At 62.3% G+C, this 1,297-nt stretch carries 2 protein-coding genes; both read left to right on the top strand.

From position 1 onward, the window contains the following. The first annotated feature begins 194 nt into the window (after window positions 1–194). Complete coding sequence (locus tag QN413_RS26990) at window positions 195–872, top strand: SOS response-associated peptidase (protein WP_323499633.1); 678 nt, start codon at window positions 195–197, stop codon at window positions 870–872. A gap of 69 nt (window positions 873–941) precedes the next feature. Beyond that, entirely contained in the window at window positions 942–1,286 is a 345-nt protein-coding gene (locus tag QN413_RS26985; protein WP_323499632.1) for a hypothetical protein, read from the top strand. Window positions 1,287–1,297 lie beyond the last annotated feature (11 nt).

The following is a 1,297-nucleotide window of genomic DNA, read 5'->3' as shown; positions in this document are numbered from 1 at the left end:
GGTGGGATCGTCAATCTGGCACTTCCCGCGGCGCAGTGCAAGCAGTGCGGTAGGAGGGAGGCGCCCATACCATCTGAACATTGCGCATCGCAGCGCGAGTTGATGACATGGCAACGCGATGCGTGTCGGCGCCGGTTGAACTTTGACCCACCGGGGGTGCAGCGGATTTCTTGGACTACCTTTGGAGGTAGTTCATGTATTCATACGCAGATCGCGTACGGGCCGTCGAGCTCTACGTCAAGCTGGGGAAGCGCACCGGCCCGACGAACCAGGCGCCGCTGTTTCCGCGCGAGGTGTTTCCTCGATCCCCAGGCCCTTTCATCCGGCGCGCCCGGCATTCGACAGGCTACGAGCGCGAGCTCGTTACCGGTCTGTGGGCGCTGATCCCCTGGTTCGCCAAAGAACCCAAGCTCAAGTTCCTGACCAACAACGCAGGCAGCGAAGAGCTGGCCGAAAAAGCCAGCTGTAGAGATCCGTGGAAACGCGGCCAGCGCTGCATCATTCCGGCCGCGTCCTTTGACGAACCCAACTGGGAAACGGGCAAGAACATCTGGTGGCAGTTCGGCCGCGCCGATGGGGCGCCGTGGGGCCTGGCGGGCCTGTGGAACGCCTGGACCGACAAAGACACCGGTGAGGTGCACGAGAGCTACACGATGCTCACGCTCAACGCCGACCACCACGCGCTGATGCGCCGCATGCACAAGCCCGATCCCAAGTTCGCCCCTGACGCCCAGGACAAGCGCAGCGTGATCCCCATCGAAGCGGGGGATGTCGACCAATGGCTGGCCGGCACCGTCGCAGAAGCCCAGCATCTGCTGCGCCTGGCGCCGGTGGAGGTGTTCGTCGCCAGGCCCATTGATGCCAGCGAGTGAATCGACAATGATCCGGGTCATTGCCAAAGCGGAATAACCGAAGTAACCAAACTAACCGGATCTTTTCTCATGTCTCTCGAAGAGCAATTCGACAGCTACCGGCAACGCGCTTCTGCCGCGCAAGGGCCGGCCTCCCAGGCCTTCGCCCGGCTGCTCGACCTGGCCGAGCACCAGAACAGCGGCCAGATCCGAACCGTCGTGCTGTTTCTGGCCAGCACCTACAACGGTCAGGCTTTTCCCTTCGACCCGTTCAACCTGCGCAGCATCGACGTGGACATCAGCGACGACATGCTGCTGTGCCTGGATGCCTTGCGTTGGGGCAAGGCCGACCTCTACAAGCTGGTGCCCGATGGCGATCGGCGCGTGAAGGATGTCATCAAGGACTGGGGCCTGAAGTGGCCTGAAAACGATTGAGCTTTGCAGCG

Source organism: Variovorax sp. LG9.2, from assembly GCF_035018885.1.
Lineage (GTDB): Bacteria > Pseudomonadota > Gammaproteobacteria > Burkholderiales > Burkholderiaceae_C > Variovorax.
Note: the sequence above shows the minus strand (reverse complement) of the source record. Positions and strands in the feature narration are given on the sequence as shown.

Excerpts from the sequence above, each read along its gene's own strand:
- QN413_RS26985 (WP_323499632.1), top strand. The coding sequence starts at position 942 with ATGTCTCTCGAAGAGCAATTCGACAGCTACCGGCAACGCGCTTCTGCC.
- QN413_RS26990 (WP_323499633.1), top strand. The coding sequence starts at position 195 with ATGTATTCATACGCAGATCGCGTACGGGCCGTCGAGCTCTACGTCAAG.